This window comes from Staphylococcus sp. HMSC034G07 (genome assembly GCF_001835975.1).
GTDB lineage: Bacteria > Bacillota > Bacilli > Staphylococcales > Staphylococcaceae > Staphylococcus > Staphylococcus ureilyticus.
The window spans coordinates 145,641-164,443 of sequence record NZ_KV826609.1 but is presented as its reverse complement, the minus strand read 5'-3'; the positions used below and the strand labels follow the sequence as shown (position 1 = coordinate 164,443).

General features: G+C 32.6%; 18 protein-coding genes. 1 reads left to right on the top strand and 17 read right to left on the bottom strand.

The features are described 5' to 3' along the window. Positions 1-359: 359 nt before the first annotated feature. Both fakA and HMPREF2586_RS08850 read right to left on the bottom strand, forming a co-directional pair. Complete coding sequence (gene fakA / locus HMPREF2586_RS08855; RefSeq protein WP_070658409.1) at positions 360-2,021, bottom strand: fatty acid kinase catalytic subunit FakA; 1,662 nt, start codon at positions 2,019-2,021, stop codon at positions 360-362. Positions 2,022-2,035: 14 nt separating this feature from the next. Beyond that, positions 2,036-2,407 (bottom strand): Asp23/Gls24 family envelope stress response protein, encoded by a 372-nt coding sequence (locus HMPREF2586_RS08850; protein WP_019467949.1) that lies wholly within the window; start codon positions 2,405-2,407, stop codon positions 2,036-2,038. A 239-nt stretch (positions 2,408-2,646) separates the two neighbouring features. On the opposite strand from HMPREF2586_RS08850, the gene rpmB reads away from it, so the two are divergent. Then, positions 2,647-2,835, top strand: coding sequence for a 50S ribosomal protein L28 (gene rpmB / locus HMPREF2586_RS08845; protein ID WP_002483503.1), 189 nt, complete (start codon positions 2,647-2,649; stop codon positions 2,833-2,835). An 81-nt stretch (positions 2,836-2,916) separates the two neighbouring features. Here the strand turns inward: rpmB and HMPREF2586_RS08840 are convergent, their stop codons facing one another. From HMPREF2586_RS08840 to gmk, 15 genes are all read right to left on the bottom strand, one after another. After that, the gene (locus HMPREF2586_RS08840; protein ID WP_064209050.1) at positions 2,917-3,552 is read right to left on the bottom strand and encodes a thiamine diphosphokinase; all 636 of its coding nucleotides are present in this window, start codon (positions 3,550-3,552) and stop codon (positions 2,917-2,919) included. A gap of 5 nt (positions 3,553-3,557) precedes the next feature. Continuing rightward, the gene (gene rpe, locus HMPREF2586_RS08835) at positions 3,558-4,202 is read right to left on the bottom strand and encodes a ribulose-phosphate 3-epimerase (protein WP_046208671.1); all 645 of its coding nucleotides are present in this window, start codon (positions 4,200-4,202) and stop codon (positions 3,558-3,560) included. Next, complete coding sequence (gene rsgA / locus HMPREF2586_RS08830; protein WP_064209051.1) at positions 4,203-5,078, bottom strand: ribosome small subunit-dependent GTPase A; 876 nt, start codon at positions 5,076-5,078, stop codon at positions 4,203-4,205. A gap of 229 nt (positions 5,079-5,307) precedes the next feature. After that, on the bottom strand, positions 5,308-7,353 hold the full coding sequence (gene pknB, locus HMPREF2586_RS08825; RefSeq protein WP_070658407.1) for a Stk1 family PASTA domain-containing Ser/Thr kinase: 2,046 nt from the start codon (positions 7,351-7,353) through the stop codon (positions 5,308-5,310). Beyond that, on the bottom strand, positions 7,350-8,093 hold the full coding sequence (locus tag HMPREF2586_RS08820) for a Stp1/IreP family PP2C-type Ser/Thr phosphatase (RefSeq protein ID WP_046208674.1): 744 nt from the start codon (positions 8,091-8,093) through the stop codon (positions 7,350-7,352). The genes pknB and HMPREF2586_RS08820 overlap by 4 nt, the downstream gene beginning before the upstream one ends. 4 nt (positions 8,094-8,097) lie before the next feature. After that, positions 8,098-9,192, bottom strand: coding sequence for a dual-specificity RNA methyltransferase RlmN (rlmN, locus tag HMPREF2586_RS08815; RefSeq protein WP_046208675.1), 1,095 nt, complete (start codon positions 9,190-9,192; stop codon positions 8,098-8,100). Positions 9,193-9,195: 3 nt separating this feature from the next. Continuing rightward, entirely contained in the window at positions 9,196-10,503 is a 1,308-nt protein-coding gene (rsmB, locus tag HMPREF2586_RS08810; RefSeq protein WP_225792175.1) for a 16S rRNA (cytosine(967)-C(5))-methyltransferase RsmB, read from the bottom strand. Positions 10,504-10,505: 2 nt separating this feature from the next. After that, entirely contained in the window at positions 10,506-11,438 is a 933-nt protein-coding gene (gene fmt, locus HMPREF2586_RS08805; protein WP_070812749.1) for a methionyl-tRNA formyltransferase, read from the bottom strand. After that, positions 11,431-11,919, bottom strand: a complete 489-nt coding sequence (locus tag HMPREF2586_RS08800; protein WP_046208677.1) for a peptide deformylase — start codon at positions 11,917-11,919, stop codon at positions 11,431-11,433. The genes fmt and HMPREF2586_RS08800 overlap by 8 nt, the downstream gene beginning before the upstream one ends. A 200-nt stretch (positions 11,920-12,119) precedes the next feature. Beyond that, a complete protein-coding gene (locus tag HMPREF2586_RS08795) occupies positions 12,120-12,809 on the bottom strand; it encodes a GNAT family N-acetyltransferase (protein WP_070658405.1) in 690 nt (229 codons plus the stop codon). 438 nt (positions 12,810-13,247) lie between these two features. Beyond that, positions 13,248-13,715, bottom strand: a complete 468-nt coding sequence (locus HMPREF2586_RS08790) for a GNAT family N-acetyltransferase (RefSeq protein ID WP_046208679.1) — start codon at positions 13,713-13,715, stop codon at positions 13,248-13,250. A gap of 169 nt (positions 13,716-13,884) precedes the next feature. After that, positions 13,885-16,293: a primosomal protein N' gene (gene priA, locus HMPREF2586_RS08785; RefSeq protein WP_070658403.1), complete on the bottom strand. Its 2,409-nt coding sequence runs from the start codon at positions 16,291-16,293 to the stop codon at positions 13,885-13,887. A 1-nt stretch (position 16,294) separates the two neighbouring features. Further along, positions 16,295-17,497, bottom strand: a complete 1,203-nt coding sequence (coaBC, locus tag HMPREF2586_RS08780) for a bifunctional phosphopantothenoylcysteine decarboxylase/phosphopantothenate--cysteine ligase CoaBC (protein ID WP_070658785.1) — start codon at positions 17,495-17,497, stop codon at positions 16,295-16,297. Positions 17,498-17,866: 369 nt separating this feature from the next. Further along, on the bottom strand, positions 17,867-18,067 hold the full coding sequence (gene rpoZ / locus HMPREF2586_RS08775) for a DNA-directed RNA polymerase subunit omega (protein WP_046208682.1): 201 nt from the start codon (positions 18,065-18,067) through the stop codon (positions 17,867-17,869). Then, positions 18,067-18,690 carry a guanylate kinase gene (gmk, locus tag HMPREF2586_RS08770; RefSeq protein WP_046208683.1) on the bottom strand — a complete coding sequence of 208 codons (624 nt, stop codon included), beginning with the start codon at positions 18,688-18,690 and terminating at the stop codon, positions 18,067-18,069. The genes rpoZ and gmk overlap by 1 nt, the downstream gene beginning before the upstream one ends. Positions 18,691-18,803 lie beyond the last annotated feature (113 nt).

Genomic DNA, 18,803 nt, shown 5'->3' with positions numbered 1-18,803 from the left:
AATGGATACCCCACCCTTATTTTTAATCATTCTAAAGTGTTGCGCTTACATTTTATTTGCACCTTTATTATTATAACAATTTAAGTTAACATTATAAACTAATTTTAGTTGTACTGCTTTTAATTCAAAATTATTACAAATTGCACACTATTGTGAATTGAATACACATATAAACATAATGAAAATAATTATTCTTTACCGTGAATATTATTACGATATTTACATCTATTTAGTATATACTTCTTTAAACATTAACTTCACCCATTTTTTTGCGTCAAAATAAATATACGTAACCAGATATGACACATACCTAATTACGTATATTGATAGAAATTTTTGTCGTTATCAACAAACTAACATTATTCCACAGAAAACAGATATTGATATACAGGCTGATCACCTTGATGTTGATCTATTTCAATATCTGGATACGTTGTTTCAATCCAGGATTCAACATTAGATGTTATATCACTATTGGCATCTTCACCGATAATCATAGTGATTATTTCACTTTCGTCCGTAATCATTTGAGACAATAACTGTTTAACAGTCTCAAATTCATCTTCATTGCTTGTGACAATTTTATCCTCAACTAATCCCATAAATGCATCTTTTTTTATTTCTACACCATCGACTTTGGTATCTCTAACAGCGTAAGTAACAGAGCCAGAAGTTATCACTTCTAATGATTCAATCATGCGTGCTTTATTATCAATTAATTCGTCTGATTCATCATAATTAAATAATGCAGCTATTCCTTGTGGTATAGATTTCGAAGGAATCACAATAGCTTCAGCATCTACAATTGATGCAGCTTGTTCACTCGCCATCATAATATTTTTATTATTTGGCAAGATGATTGCACGTTTACATTGGGATTGTTCAATCACTTTCACAATATCTTCAGTAGACGGGTTCATTGTCTGGCCACCACTTATTAAATGTGTCGCACCCATGGATTTAAACAATTCTGATATGCCTTCTCCCATAGAAATAGCGATGACAGCAGTGTCTACTGTTGAAGTTTCTTGATTAGATTGTTGTGTATTTGCACCTTTTTGTTCTTTTTTTACAACTTCACGATGTTGTTCTCGCATATTCTCAACTTTTAATTTAATTAATTCACCGTATTGTTGTCCGTAATTAAAAACATCGCCAGGTTTTTCTGTATGTACATGAACTTTTACAATTTCATCATCATTAATAACTAATAATGAATCCCCAAATTGACTCATTTCTTCTCTAAAAGTATCTTCATCGAATACTTTTTTATTTACCCCAAAACGAACCATCATTTCGGTACAATATCCATAAACAATATCTTCAGTATTAATCACACCGTGGAAGTCATGTTCTTCATTCACTAAAGTTTCTGTATCTAATTTCGGAGTTTCTGCAGTTACAGTTTCACCTTTTAAAGCTTTTAGAAAACCTTCATAAACGATAACTAATCCTTTACCACCACTATCAACTACACCAACTTCTTTTAATACAGGTAATAAATTAGGCGTATTCTCTAAAGAAATTTGGGCTTGTTCTATAATATATGTCACAAGTTCAATGCAATCTTCTGTTTCTTGTGCCTTTTGTATACCTGCATCCGCAGCATCTCTAGCAACAGTTAAAATTGTGCCTTCTACGGGTTTCATAATTGCTTTATATGCAGTGTTAACACCAGCTTTAAAACTTTCTGCTAATTGCTCTGCATTAATTTCGCTAAAACTTTCTAAATTTTTGCTAAATCCTCTAAAAAGCTGTGATAAGATAACGCCAGAATTTCCACGTGCCCCCATTAATAAGCCTTTTGAAAATGTTTTACCTAACTCGCCAATATGCTGTGATAAATTCTCTTCTACTGCTTCTCTGCCTGATGTCATTGTTAAGTTCATATTTGTCCCTGTATCCCCATCTGGCACCGGGTATACATTTAATGAATCTACTAAATCTGAATGATTAGATAAATTTTGTGCCCCTTGAATAATCATTTCGGCAAATAATTTACCATTTATTTTACTAACCATCTCGTTATGTCCTCCTAGTTTTTCTTGCCATTATCCACTCGTACGCCTTGTACAAATATATTAATTGAATTTACTTTAACTTTTAATGTTTGTTCTAATGTATATTTGACAGTTGATTGAACATTGCTTGCAACTTCTGATATCTTTGTACCGTAACTTACAATGATATACATATCAACATCCAACACACTATTTTCTTCTCTCACAACAATGCCTTTTGCATAATTTTCATAACCTAAAATTTCAGCAATTCCGTCTCTTACTTGTTGTCTAGAAGCCATTCCTACAATGCCATAACATTCTACCGCTTTACTACCCACAACTGAAGCTATTACTTCGTTTGAAATGTCTATGCTACCATAATCATTTGTAATTTCTAATGTCATTTTATTGGGCCTCCTAGTTTATGGTTCTCACTTTATTTTGATACTTTAAAACTTTATATTAAGATTAAAAAATACAATATTATCCATAGTTTACAATTATATCATAAAATGAGTGTAACAAAAGTAGAAGCTATGTAAAGAAATTTTTTTCATTTTATTGCCATTATTTTTTTTATGTGGTACATTATTCAAGTATGTAGTAGATATGTGTATTTATATTTATTAAAGGAGGTACTTTCATGGGCAAACAATGTTTCGTAACAGGTCGCAAAGCTTCAACTGGAAACAATCGTTCACACGCTTTAAATTCTTCTAAAAGAAGATGGAATGCTAACCTTCAAAAAGTTAGAATTCTTGTAGACGGAAAACCTAAAAAAGTTTGGGTTTCTGCACGTGCTTTAAAATCTGGTAAAGTAACTAGAGTTTAATAAATATAATGCACGAAAAAGACCAATCCTTATGTGGAGGATTGGTCTTTTTTTGTTTATAATTAATTTTGCTACGATTTATCAATCTTTACTTTTAATCATTAATACGCTACCTGAATAAATAGAAACAGTACCTCGTGGTTTTATTAATTCATTAGATATTGTCAGCGTAGAACCGAGCTGTAAAGATGCTTGCTTCAATTCATATTTAAAATTGGCTAATGAAATAACTGTAGGATATGTAATTGGGATGAATGATATATATGGATAATTGAAGTCTCTTTCAACACAATGATCTTTAGCAGATAAATATGAAATTTCATTTTGTTGATCAATGATTTTAATATTAATTTTCTTTTTTGTATATTCTGGCTTCTCTAAAATTTGCAATGCACCCATAAAATGGTCTAAACGCCCACCGGTTGCTCCATAAACACATATTTCACTATAGCCTGAATGGATTGCTTGATCGATACCCAATGCTAAATCAGTGTCATCTTTTTCAGAATGATATGGATTAATTGCTAGTTTTTCAGCCAAATAATCCTTTTCTTCTTTAGTTATTGAATCAAAATCACCGACTGCAAATTGAGGCATAATACCTGATTCAATCAAAATTAATGCACCTCGGTCAATCCCTATCCATGACTCATTTGCCTTATTTTGTAAAATATTTTCTGGTAAATTTCTTGCACCACATAATAAATTGACTTTCATTGACTTCAACCTTTCAATGTTTGCGTCACTTGTTTATAATCTTTTTGTTTAAAGAAATATGAACCAGCTACCAACATAGTGGCACCATGTTCGATAACAGTTGCAACTGTTTCATCGTTAATGCCACCATCAACTTCGATTTCAAATGATAAGTTTAATGCTTTTTTTATCTTAACTAGTTCGTCCAATTTACTAATGCTATCTTGAATGAATGTTTGACCGCCAAATCCAGGATTAACTGTCATGACAAGTACATAATCCACCATTTTTAGCACTGGCATAATCGTATTCACCGATGTACCTGGGTTAATGACTACACCAGCTTTTACATTAGTATTTTTAATTTGTTGTATTACTCTATGAATATGCGGTGTTGCTTCCACATGTACTGAAATCATGTCTGCACCCTGTGCTGCAAAAAGCTCCACATATTTTTCTGGTTCTTCTATCATTAAATGCACATCTATTGGTAAATCAGTACCCTTTCTAACGGCTTCTAATATAGGCAATCCAATTGAAATATTTGGAACAAATTGACCGTCCATCACATCAAAGTGCACACCATCAACACCTGCATCTTCTAATGCTTTTAATTCCTTTTGTAATTGTAAAAAATCAGCTGATAATAATGATGGATATAATTTTGCCACTTAATATCTTTCCTTTCTGTTTGCAATTTCATTAAATAATTGTAAATAATGTTCATATCTAAAGTGAGCTATATTCCCTTTTTCTATTTCATGCTTAACGTTACACTTGGGTTCGTTTATATGGTTGCAATCTCTAAATTTACAAAGTTCACCATATTCATTGATTTCCATGAAATAATGTTTCACTTCATCTTTTTGAATATGATTAAAATCTAATGCGCTAAATCCAGGTGTGTCAGCTATAAAGCCATTATTCCGTTCAAATAATTCAACATGCCTTGTAGTATGTCTCCCTCTATTTAACGCTCTAGATATATGTTGTGTTTCAATATTCAATTCAGGAAAATATCGATTTAATAACGTAGATTTCCCAACACCTGATTGACCGCTTAATACTACTAGTCCTTCTCCCCATTGCATGAAAACTTCATCGATATGATCTTCAACACTTATAAATTGTGTATAATATCCCATATCTTCATAAACTTTTAGTGTCTGTAATATTTTGTTTTCCATGCTAGGTGGAGTAATATCACGTTTAGTTACTAATATGCGAGGTCTCATATGATACGAGTGTGCTATGACTAAAAATCTATCCAATAACTGAGTTGAAAATTCAGGTTCTACCGCACTCATCACTAATACTAGATGATCAACATTGCTAACTGGTGGTCTTTTTAATTCATTTTTTCGTTCGTGAACATGGTGAATATAACCTTCTGTAATATTTTCAACTTCAAAATCTACAACATCACCAACAATAGGTGAAAATTTATTTTTTCTAAATAATCCACGTGGTTTTGTGTCGTACATTTCGCCATTTACATCTACGCGATATACACCACTTAATGATTTTATGATGCGTCCTGTTTTCACTTAGGCACCCCTCTTTTAAAAGCTTTACATACTATATTATAGCAAAGGCTTTTTAATTTAAATACGATTTGAGACTATTTCAGTTAAAAATAAATAACAGAGCATTATTACTACATGGAATGATAGCAATAATACTCTGTTATAGTCATTTTTTATAAGCAGTTCGCAGAAGCCTTTGGCTTCTGCATAAGCGCAACTAAACTCCCTTCACTTTGTTCGTTAAGTTGCGCTAAAAATCATAAGGAATATCTTTATCAGCTACAATCTTGCCATCAACTCGAATCGTATAACCCGCCGTCTCTCCTTTTTCAATCGTCATTGGAATAGTAACGGTTTTATCATCTTTAATTTTGAAGCTTTGTGCAGCTGATGATCCTTTGTCATCCTTGTCTCTCACATATACTTTCACTTCTTGGCTTTCATCATCATCACCCGTATAGGGAACTTGATAGGTTTCTGTATATGTTTTAGTTTGAGGTTTATCATCTTCTTTAGATGACTTATCTTCTTGCTCCTCAGAATCTTTATCTTCTTTTTTCTCTGATGCTTTCGGTTTACCTGTAGATACTACGAATTCTACGGTAGAACCTTCATCTACTTCTTCGTCTTTAGGTGATTGACTAATGACATTGTCCTTTTTAACTGTTTTATCAGAGCGTTTTTCTACAGTAACTACTTTAAATCCTTTAGATTCTAGTTCAGATTTAGCTGTCTTGAATGATTTTTTCTCATAATCATCCACATAAACTTGTTTAACACCTAATGATTCAGTCAATTTAATGTCACTATCATTTATTTTCACTCTATCACCTGGCGAAACACTCTGTGCTTCAATTAAGCCTTTAGCTACATTTTGTTTCGTATAAGATTGATCTACTTTTGCATCATCAATTCCTAATTTTTTTAATTTATTTAATGCTTCTGCTTTTGGTAATCCATATAAATTTGGCATTTCTGCAGTTTTAGGTCCTTTTGATAATACAATGTCCACTTTACTTTGTTGTTCTAAACGTTCACCTTTACCAGGTGATGTTTTAATAATTTTATTCTCAGGATATTTATCACTATAAGCTCTTGTAGTTTTGCCTAATTCTAGTTTGTTATCCTTTAAAATACCTTCAGCTTCTTTTTCAGTCTTACCTATTAAATTAGGTGTTTCCAAATATTTATTACCAAACATTCCCATGGCCATAAAACCAAATAATCCAAACAACAGTAATACAATGATTAAACCATAGAAAAACTTTTTCTTTTTTGATCTTTTTTTCGGAGGCATTGTATATAATTGTTCCTCATTTGATTGAAAATATTGTTGATTAACAATTGGAATTTGCATGGTTTGATTCATGCTTTTTGCTTTATCTTCATCACGAGTCTGATTAGCAATCTCTGCTTTATCAATAGGCACTGTTTTAGTGTCAGCGTCAACAGAATGATAGGGTGATTCATTTTCACGCTCTTTTGTCAGGACAGTAGACAAGTCATCTTGCATTTCCTGAACCGATTGATAGCGATCTTTCTTATCTTTTTCAGTCGCTTTAAGCACGACGTTGCTCAATGATTGTGGGACTTCAGAACGTTTGCTAGAAACATTAGGCATCGGATCTTGGATATGTTTTATAGCGATGCTTACTGCTGTTTCACCGGAAAAAGGAGGTTGTCCTACTAACATTTCATACAGTACAACACCAATAGAATATATATCAGTGCCGTTATCTGTTACATCACCGCGCGCTTGTTCAGGAGAAAGGTATTGAACCGTCCCTAAAACATGATTTGTTTGGGTCATCGTCGTTTCGCTTAATGCTTTTGCAATACCAAAATCTAATATTTTTAGTGTTTGATCACGACTCACCAAAATATTTTGAGGTTTTACATCACGATGAACAATCTTTGTATCATGTGCATGCTTTATTCCTTCAATAATTTGTTCAGTAAATTTGATTACGGTTTTGATGTCTAGAGGTCGATGTTGTTGAATATATTCTGATAAAGTGGGACCTTCTATGTACTCCATCACTAAAAAGAAATTTTCATCATTTTCAGTGACATCAAAAACATTAACGATATTTTTATGTGAAAGTTGTGTTAAATTGTGGACTTCACGTTCAAAACGCTTAATTGTTTCTTCTTTTTCACCAGAAGGTATCCTAATAGCTTTAATTGCTACATTGCGATTTAAAATTGTGTCATCAGCCAAATATACTGTGCTCATGCCACCGCCGCCAAGCTTTTTTATCACTTTATAACGTTCGCTTATTAATTTTCCAATCATACCTTATCTCCTTCAATTTCTGCTAAAACAATACTCACATTATCATTCGTTTCTTGAGATATTGCTAATTCAATAAGATTCCGGCCGTGTGTTTCTAAATCATTTTCTTGCATTAATTCTTCTTGAATCATATGATTTCTCGCAAAATCTGTTAATCCATCCGAGTTAAGTAATAGAAAATCATAAAAATTAGTTCTTTTTACAAAAATATCTGGTGTTACTACCTTATCCGTACCCATAACTTTTGTAATAATATTTTTTTGTGGATGATTGAATGCTTCTTCAGCACTAATTTGACCAATCATCACTAAATGATTAACGAAAGAATGATCGTTTGTAATTTGTTCAATCTCTCTACTATTAACCAAATATCCTCTTGAATCACCAATATTTGCGACCACTACATAATCATCAAATACTAACGCACAAACACAAGTTGTTCCCATGCCATAATAGTCTGTATTATCAACAGAGAGTTGATATAATTCACGATTAATCGCTTTTAGTGTAGTTCTCAGCCAATCCTCGGCTTGGTTAGGTTCAATTAAATTTTCTTCTTCAAAACGACGTTGCAATTCATCTGTTACAAATTGACTTGCTACTTCTCCTGCTAAATGTCCACCCATACCATCACAGAGTACAAGTAATTGTTGTTCTGTTTTATTATAGAACACACCACCTGCATCTTCGTTCTTATCACGATATTGACCTGTGTCAGTAAAAAATTGTGCTTTTAGCATACTATTACCTCGTTTCTACTTTTCGTTCCTTAGCTCTTAATTGCCCACATGCTGCATCTATATCAGCACCTTGTTCTCTTCTTATAGTTGCATTAATACCTAGTCTCTTTAATTCTTTTTCAAATTTAAAGATATCTTCTTTAGGCGTCTTGACGTAATTTCTTTCTGGTACATGGTTCACAGGTATTAAATTTACATGACAGTTTAATTTTTGAATTAAATGTGCTAACTCTCTCGCATGCTCAACTTGGTCGTTGACGCCTCCAAATAGACCATATTCAAATGTAACACGTCTATTTGTTGTTTCTTGATAATATTTAATGGCTTCCATTAATTTTTCAACATTATACGCTCGGTTAATAGGCATTAATCGAGAACGAATTTCGTCATTAGCCCCATGTAAGCTTACTGCAAAATTGATTTGAATATCTTCGTCAGCAAAATCATAAATTCTAGGTATAATACCAGAAGTAGAAACAGTAATATGACGCGCACCTATATTTAAACCATTGTCATGATTAACAATCTTCAAAAAGTCCATCATTTCATCATAGTTTTCAAATGGCTCACCAATACCCATGATGACGATTTGAGATACACGTTCTTCGGTTTCATCTAATGCTTTTTGGACAGTAAGCACTTGAGATACAATTTCTCCCGCTTCTAAATTACGCTTTAAGCCACCTAGTGTAGATGCACAGAATGTACAACCTATACGGCAACCCACTTGAGTAGTAACACATACGGAATTACCATATTCATGTCTCATTAATACTGTTTCGATTGTGTACCCATCTTGTAATTCAAATAAGAATTTGATTGTACCATCTTTGCTTTCTTGTTTAACTACTGTCGTCATCACTGTCATTGCAAAATGATCTTTCAATAGTGCTCTTAACTCTTTAGACAAATTTGTCATTTCATCAATGCTGTCTACTCGTTTTTCATATAACCATTCAAAGATTTGTTTCGCTCTGAATTTTTGTTGCCCATTTTCCTTTAACCAATTTTCCATTTCATCATATCTTAAAGAGTATATAGATTGCTTTTCAAAATTGGGAAGAAATTTATTCTTTTTCTTCTTTTCTGCAGTTATCATTATTTATTGGTCCTTTCTTTTTATCCTAGTAATGAAAAAGCCATCAGAATTAAAATGCTGAGGTAACACTTGTAAAGTTTTTACCTTTTCTCCACTGATTGGATGTTCAAATAAATCAAATTCAAAATCTTTATTTTCTTTTAAAAATGTATATATTACATTTTCATTTTCTAACTGTTCTATTGTACAAGTTGAATAAACTAAAGTGCCTCCTGGACGTAAATGATGTTTCACATTATTTAAAATTTCTAGTTGAATATTCACTAAAGATTGAATACTTTGCTGACTTTGTTCGTATTTGATTTCTGGCTTATGTCTAAGTACACCTAAGCCACTACAAGGTGCATCTACTAAAATCTTATCATACACTTTATCATAATTTTCCGTCGCATCGTGACTAAAAGCGGAAATGTTAGATAATCGTAATTTTCGAATGTTAAAATCAATCAAATCAATTTTATGTTCATGGATGTCTGTCGCATCTACATGTCCAGTACCATGTAGCCTTTCTGCTATATGACATGCTTTTCCGCCAGGTGCACTACAAGCATCTAATACAAGGTCGCCATCTTGAAGATTCATCACGTCAGCTACAAACATAGAACTTTTATCTTGGATAGATACTAAACCATCTTTAAATACGCGTGACTCTATAATCGGTTTACCACTAATATGTAAACAAATTGTAATGTCATTATCTTGCGTTACAGTGTAACCTTCTTCTTCTAAACGTTGCATCACATGTTCAACTGAAATTCTTGTCAAATTAACCCTTACAGTTGTTGTCACTTTTGTTAAAAATGATTGTGCAATTGCTTCAGTTTCTTCTATTCCAAAGTGTGTCACCCAGTGATCAACAAGCCATTTGGGCAAACTATACTGAATAGCAATTCGCTTCTTATCGTCCGAAATTTCATTGAAATTTGGTAACTCACTGCGCATAAGAGTTCTCAAGATTCCATTAACCACATTACCGTTATGTGGGCCGCCTTTATATTTTGCTATATTAACAGCTTCATTAATAATCGCATGTTCAGGAACTTTATCCAAATACATATACTGATAGATACTCATCCATAGTAACTGTCTGACCCAACCTTTAAGTTTAGTTTGTACAAATGGTTTCAAATAATAATCTAGTGTATATTTTCTTTTTAACGTACCATATACTAATTCGGTTAATAAATTCTTATCAGCTCGATTTAACTCATTATTTGTTAATACCTCATTAATAATAATATTACTATAAGCTTTATCATTAATAATATCTTGTAGTGTTTCAAAAGCTAATAACCTTACATTAGTTTCAATTGTCATTTTAATACCTTCCCAACGAGTGTTGATTGTACACCACTTAAGTAATTAGCTGTAGGCATTCTCTTTTTACCAGCAACTTGAATCTCTGTTAATGCAATCGCATCACTAGAACCTGTAGCCACAATAATTGCTTTCTTAGTTGTCTCTATTATTGTACCTGGCTCACCGTTTTTATCTTTTTCAATGCGTGAAGCATAGACTTTTAAGTTTTCTCCATCCATAATTGTGTAGGCAACCGGCCATGGAGATAGACCTCTAATATGGTTATAAACTACTCCAGCAGGTTCTGACCAATCAATTTTTTCATCTTCTCGACGAATGTTAGATGCAAATGTTGCTTCGTCTTCATTTTGAACAATGCTTTCATTCGTACCATTAATGATAGAAGGAAGCGTTTCTTTTAATAATTCAGCACCTAAAAAGCTTAATTTATCATGCATTACACCAACGTCATCTTGTGGTTCAATATCGATCGCTTTTTGAGCTATAATATTTCCAGCATCCAATTTCTTAGCCATATACATGATAGAAATACCAGTTTGTGTTTCTCCATCTATAATCGCTTGATGTATCGGGGCTCCACCTCTATATTTAGGTAATAATGATGCATGCACATTGATAGCACCTAACTTTGGTGAATCCAATAAACGTTGTGGTAATAATTGGCCAAATGCCGCAGTAACAATTAAATCCGCGTTTAAATCAATCAACATCTCTAATTCTTCAGATTTTGACAGTTTTTCAGGCTGATATACAGGAATCGCATGTTCTATTGCAACTTGTTTCACTGGTGGTGGTGTTAATTTTCGTTTTCTGCCAACTGGTCGATCAGGTTGAGTAACGACTGCGATCACGTTATGTTCTGCAATTAACATTTCTAACACTTTTGTTGAAAAATCTGGTGTCCCCATAAAAATAATTTTACTCATTTTCAAAATACGCCTCCACTTCTGCTTCAGTCAAAATTTTATCTGCACGTTCTGTAAAAAGTTTACCTTCAAAATGATCAATCATATGCAATATCATGCGTGCAATATCATCATATGCAGTCATTTCTACTTCGTTTCCATTTTTATCGTTACTTTTAACAACAATCATTTTACTTCTTTCAACTTCACCATAAATGTCAGGTAATGAAATAGAGCCCTCTAACTCAGTTACTTTTTGGTCAGATTCTCGAATGATTTTTGGATTAATAAGTTGTAACAATCCATCTATTTCCATATCTATAATAGCTACCTTTTGTAAAATGCCAATTTGCGGGGCACATATAGCAGAAGCCTCAACTTCATACATTGTGTCTTCTAAATCGAGCAATAATTGAGCTAAGTTTTCGTCAAATCGTGATACATCCGGCACGTGCTTTTGCAAAATTGGATTTTCTGCTGTAACAAGTTGCTTTATTGTCATACAAATTACTCCTCATAAAAATTCATCATATCATTATAACTTATTTTAGTTAAATTTGCACCAAGCTTTGATGAAATACACGAACTGAAATCACATATATTTTCACTTTAATTTTATTCCGTCATCACAAATATAACCGTAAGCCTCCTATACAAGCTTACGGTTTACAAAATATTTATTATCCAGTTAATGTTGTAATATCATAATGATAACTTATTTATTTGATTGCCAGATTCATCAAAATTATATTCGTTCAACCAATTCTCAAACTTAGTTTTATATACTGACCACTCATCATCTAACATAGCGAGCCAGTATGTATCTCTACTTCTTTGTTTATAAATAGTATGATTTTTAAACAAACCTTCATATTTAAAGCCAAGTCGTTTGGCTGCTTTTATAGAAGGCTCATTGAATGCATCACATTTCCATTCATACCTTCTATATCCCAAAGTGTCAAAGATATATTTTGCTAATAAGTAGTGTGTTTCTGTAGCAATACGTGTTCGTTTCATTTTATTAGCATAATGAATATGACCAACTTCAATTGTTGCATTTGGTTCATTTATTCTAAGTAATGATAAAATACCTACTACATCATTATCAAATTGATCTATTATAGCAAAAAAATATGGATCCTTTGTTTGTACTTTATTTTTTATATAGGTTGCAAAATCATCATAACTTTTAGGCTGCGCGTCTGGTAAATACGTCCAATTAGGTGCATCTTCTTGCTCCTTAAAATGAGTGAATAAAGGGTTAATATGTTTTGAAGCTAATTTTTCTAATCTACAATACTTCCCTTCTAACACATTAGCCGTTGGTGTTTTGGGTTGAGAGAAATCGATTAATGACTTACCGATAGGTTGTTCAAACTGATTATATTCCATTTATATCCCCCCTTTTAATCAATGACTAGAGAACTTTATCGCATAATTTATCACGCTAAATATTAATCATTAAAATGTTTAGCAATTGCGTATAATACATCTATACCAATTTTTATAAATTAATATTATGTTATCATTGTAACTTATAATGCGAAAGCATTTTTATTAATCAGTTTATATTCTTTTTAATATTTTATAATATGAATTAATTAAAAAGTAGAAGTAAAAAGAAATAAATACTAGCTGAATGACATTCTTCTTACTTCTACTTTTTCATTTTATATTTAGATTTATTTTAACTATAGCAAGACATTACTTTATTATTTCTTCAATAAAATAAACCTTAAATTTATACCTTATATTAAAATTTAGTTTATTTAGAAACATCTAAAACGTTAAACTAAATAAACGATATAATAATAATTAGCTTTATATCTATTACTGTTTCGCTTCACTATTTGCTAACTCAATGGTCATGGATGATACATTTTTTATAAAACCAATTTTAGAATATAATGGCTCTGCTTGAGTCGAAGCTTTTAAATTAACGATATTCACCTGTTCTGTTTTACACTTTAATAAAAGCTCTTCTAGAATTTGTTTACTCAAACCTAATCCTCTATATAATTTAGTTGTATAAACATTAGTAATATAACCTTCTACACCATAATGATTATCATATGCAGGTGGTATCTGTTGGAAGACAACAGCTCCTGTTGCTACAACTTGATGATTATCTATCATAAATACTTGGTAGATGTTTCCTTTATCGAAAACATCTTTAAAATATGCTCTCATATTATCATCAATATCTTCAGTACCATGCATGCCTTGATCAAGTAATTGTTCTTTTCTTAATTTTATAATTGTTTCAATATCATTTTTATTTGCAATTCTCATCTCCATATCTAGTACTCCTTTAAAAAAATATGAGCAAATAAATTTACTATATCTATCAATCATATTCAACCATTAATATTTAATATTCAATAAAAAGAGAGCCTTAAAACCAATAAAATACTGATTTTAAGACTCCCCTTTTATACACTGCAATTAATCCATTTACAACAACAACCTACATCATCATTTGTGGATTGATGTCTATCTTCAGTGATAATTTGTCTTTTAAATACTGATCATGATAAAAATCATCTAAATACTTTAATGCTTCGTGCAATGAAGGTTCGCTTTTATATTTTATTAATATTTGGAAGCGATATTCATTATTAATCCGTGATAAAACTGCTGGAGAAGGGCCTAGAACTAATGCCTTATCTGATAAATGCTGTAACAATATTTTGTGTATATGTTTAGAAGCTTCCATTACTTTTTTCATATTATTATGCGCAATCGTAAAATTAATTAAAAAGAAATATGGTGGATATTTACCTAACTTTCTATAATTCATTTCTTTTTCGAAAAAGGAATGATAGTCATTATCTTGAACATCTTTAATAGCATAATGATCAGGATTATATGTTTGTATAATCACCTGTCCCTCTTTTTCATGACGGCCTGCACGTCCTGAAACTTGCGTCAACAATTGATATGTACGCTCACTAGCTCTAAAGTCAGGCAAGTTTAACATCGTATCAGCATTTAATACGCCAACCAAAGTAATATTTGGAAAGTCCAAACCTTTCGCTATCATCTGTGTCCCCAGTAAAATATCCCCTTTACCTGAACCAAAGTCATCTAATAATTGTTCGTGTGCACCTTTTCGAGAAGTGGTATCAACATCCATACGAATAATTTTTGCTTCCTGAAAATTTTCTTGTAATAGTTCTTCAACTCTTTGTGTACCTGTGCCTACCTGTCTGATATGTTCACTTTCACAGTTGGGACACTTATTAGGTGGTACTTCTTGATGACCACAATAATGGCATTTCAATTGATCCGTAGACTTATGATATGTGAGAGAAATATCACAGTTAGGACATTGAGGGACATGGCCACAATCTCGACACAACATAAATGACGCATATCCACGTCTGTTTAAAAATAAAACAACTTGTTCTTTTTTATCTAAACGCTCTTGAATCGCACTACGCAAATCTTCTGAAAACATAGAACGATTGCCAGAAGCAAGTTCAGCACGCATATCTACGATATTCACGTCTGGCAAAGCTTGCTGATTCACTCTATGAGGTAATGATAATAGTTCATAAACACCTTTAGTTGCACGTGCATATGTCTCTAAACTTGGTGTAGCACTGCCTAATACTAAAGGGCAATGATGATATTGGCTGCGCCATTGTGCAATATCTCTAGCATGGTATCTAGGATAATCCTCTTGTTTATAGGAAGACTCATGTTCTTCATCAATAATGATCATACCTAAATCTTTGAAAGGGGCAAATACACTTGAGCGAGCTCCTACACTCACACTCGCTTTTCCATCTCTAATTTTTTGCCATTCATCATAACGTTCCCCTTTAGATAATCCTGAGTGTAAAACTGCTACTTCGTCTCCAAATCTTCGTTTAAATCTTAATACCATTTGAGGAGTGAGTGCAATTTCTGGCACTAACATCATCGCTTGTTTACCTTGATTGAGTACATTTTCTATAGTTTGCAAGTAAACTTCCGTCTTACCAGAACCCGTTACGCCATGTAATAAAAATGTACGTTGTTCACCTTTATTAATCGTCTCGAGTATCGCATCATATGCATCTTGTTGTTCTTGCGTAAGTTGTTGCTTTTGATCTTGTTCAAATACCCGTGTTGCAAAAGGATCTCGCTCTACAGTTGTATCATATTTCTCAATAAAGCCTTTACGGACTAACGTCTCAATGCTAGATTTTGAAAAACCCATTTCTTCCAACTGTTTTAAAAAAACTACGTGATGATTTTCATCAATTAAATAAGCATATAATTCATATTGCTTTTTTGATTTTTCCAAAGATTCTAATACTGTATCATCATTAAAGCCTTCGACAATGCGCACTGCGCGTTGTTTCTTTTTCTTTAAACTTTGAGACAAAATCGTATCTTCAAGAATTGCACCTTGCTTTAAAAATGGTGCAATGAGCGTTAAGTCTTCATTTTTTTGTGCTACTTTATATGCATAATGTCCTTCCGAATCAAATCGTTTTAACAATTTTTCTGGTATGGCTTCAGTATCTTTAACTGCAAATACTTTAGTATATTTGGCTTTGATTGCGCTTGGAAGCATAACCTCTAACATAGAAATTCGTTTTGTAACAAAATACGTATGATACCAATCTGCAAGTTGTATTAATTCTTTCGTTAATTCAGGTTTAATATCTTGTATTTCTTTTATTGCTTTTAATTTTGATATGTCCATACTAGTGTCGGTTTGCTGAGTGATGTCCATAACATAACCTTGAATCGTTCTCGGTCCAAAAGGTACAATCACGCGCATACCAACTTCAACCATCGCTTGAAATTTTTGTGGAATTAAATAATCAAACGTAAAGTCAACACTTTTAGATGGTATATCTACGATTACTTTTGCTATCATTTTATTTCCACCTTGTTTCTAAACTGTCTAATATATGCTCCGCTAATATGACTTTTTTATGTTTCCCTAATGATATTGTTTCACCGTTTTTATAGTACATAGTATATGCATTATCATCAGAGCTAAACCCAATGGTACGATCGCCAACATTATTCGCTATGATGACATCTGCGTTTTTACTTTTTAGTTTTTTTTGAGCATATGATTCAATATTTTGTGTTTCTGCTGCAAAACCAACTAAAAATTGTTTATCTTTATGCTCACCCAAGTATTTTAAAATATCGGGTGTGCGTTTAAAAGTGACAGTCAAATCACCTTGTCGTTTTTTAAGTTTATGTTCTAATAATTCAGTTGGAGCATAATCTGATACCGCTGCAGATTTAAAGACAATATCCATCTTATTGAATCGCGTTTTAACCGCTTCAAACATCTGTTGTGCACTTTCTACTTGAATGACTTCTACATTCTTAGGTGGTGTTAGATGAGTTGGACCAGATATAAGTGTCACGGTCGCCCCTCTTTGAGCTAAAGATTCTGCGAGTGCATATCCCATTTTACCTGATGAGCGGTTGGATAAATAACGAACAGGGTCTAGCTCTTCTATGGTTGGCCCTGCTGTCACCAATGCTTGCATACCGTTAAATCTACTGTTTTTTGTCGCTGACGTGTTGTTTTTAAAATACTGATTTAATCTTTCTACAATTTGTAAAGGCTCTTCCATTCTTCCTTTTGCTACATAACCACAAGCTAGGAATCCTTCACCAGGTTCTAAGAAATAATAACCGTCCGAACTTAATGTTGCTAAGTTATGTTGCGTTCTTTTGTTCTCATACATATGTACATTCATTGCAGGAGCGATAAATTTGGGTGTCTCTGTAGCTAATAATGTTGATGTAACCATGTCATCAGCAATACCATTTGCTAGTTTAGCGATGGTATTTGCAGTTGCCGGTGCTACAACAATCGCATCTGCCCAATCTCCTAAAGCAACATGCTGAATTTCTTCTGGATTGTGTTCTCTAAAAGTACTCGTATAAACAGGATTTCTACCAATAGCCTGAAAAGCTAAAGGAGTTACAAACTCTTGTGCATGATCTGTTAACATCACTCTCACGTTATAATCAGCCTGTGTGAGTTTACTCGTTAAATCTATTGCTTTATACGCAGCGATACCACCAGTGACAGCAAGTAAAATATTTTTCATCATAGTTTTCCTCCAAATAATTTATATCTTTCTATTAATGGTTTAATATAGTAGTTTATATATTTAATCTTCAATATAACTAAATATATGCAAATGTTTTTATTCTGTATTAGGTTAATGTATTGGATTACATAGCATGTTTTTATTTTCATTAGTTAAATTAACTTTTAATATTTCAGCTTCATTGTTTTAAATATAAATATGATTACTGCTTATTATACACAAATTATTGCCCAAATTAAAAAAGCACACCTTGGCTATGAAACCTCAAAGTCATCACATGCGTCTGACTTTTGAAGTGCACATCATTAACCTGGTGTACTTTTCAAAAATATAAAATTATATGATTTAATATTCGCTTAGAAAGTGTTATTTTGTAGTTTCAGGATAAACTTCGCCGCCAGCTATTTCTTCCAAAGCTTTTCCCACTGCTTTTTCTGAATTATATTTGTTTAATAGTGTACTATTTGGATGCTCGTCCAACTCACGTGCACGTTTAGCTGCAGTTGTAGCGATTAAATATTTTGATGTGATTTTAGATGTTAAATCATTTAATGGTGGATATAACATTATTTTTTTGCCTCCAATATCATTTTTCTATATTTTGCTTCAATTCTTTCCCTTTTCAAATGCTCAGCTTCAACAATGGATTGAATACGTTGCTTAGCTAATTCTACTTCATCGTTAACGACAACATAATCGTATAAATTCATCATTTCAACTTCTTTACGAGCTTCAAGTACTCTGCTTTGAATTTTTTCGTCTGACTCAGTACCACGCCCTACTAAGCGCTCACGTAAATGATCTAAACTTGGTGGAGCTAGAAAAATAAATAATGCATCAGGGAATTTCTTTCGAACCTGTTTGGCACCTTCAACTTCAATTTCTAAAAATACATCATGTCCTTGGTCCATAGTATCTTTTACGTATTGCACTGGTGTACCGTAATAATTTCCCACATATTCTGCATATTCTATAAATTGATCTTGTTTAATTAACGCTTCAAACTCTGCCTTTGTTTTGAAGAAATAATCTACACCATCGACTTCACCTTCACGCATATTACGTGTCGTCATCGAGATAGAATATTTATAAGATGTGGTTGGGTCATCAAATATTTTTTTTCTAACTGTACCTTTTCCTACACCAGATGGTCCAGAAAGTACAATCAACAAACCTTTCTCATTATCCATGCCTTACTACCTCTCTAAGCTATTCTTCTATTATTAAACTATGATACCATAATGAGCGTTTGGTTGTATAGCATACGTTCAAACAAACTTTGCTCATGACCAAATCTTTTCAC